This is a genomic window from Pseudomonas agronomica, from assembly GCF_025917275.1.
In the GTDB taxonomy this organism is placed as follows: domain Bacteria; phylum Pseudomonadota; class Gammaproteobacteria; order Pseudomonadales; family Pseudomonadaceae; genus Aquipseudomonas; species Aquipseudomonas agronomica.
In genome coordinates, this window is the sequence record NZ_JAOSHO010001150.1 from 1 (window position 1) to 253 (window position 253).

Annotated in this window: 1 pseudogene; it reads left to right on the top strand. The window is 59.7% G+C overall.

What is annotated here, in order from left to right:
• Positions 1-253 (top strand): annotated as a pseudogene (locus tag OC610_RS29330) (FimV/HubP family polar landmark protein); the annotation flags it as partial.

Consider the following 253-nt stretch of genomic DNA (forward strand, 5'->3'; position numbering starts at 1 on the left):
ACCTGTTGCCGCGCCCAGTGATGAATTCGAGTTGAACCTGGATGGGCTCTCCCTGGAAAACAGTTGGGATCTGGCCGATAACCCGTCGGCGGCTCCTGAACCAAGCACGCCGGCCGCCCGTGCCGACACGCTGGCGCTATCAGGCTTCGACGAACCGGACCTGCAATGGGGCGCGCCGTTGGAGACTGAATCGCTGGATGATGATTTTCTCGATGGATTTGCCAACGAAGAGCAGGCGTTGGAATTGGAACCG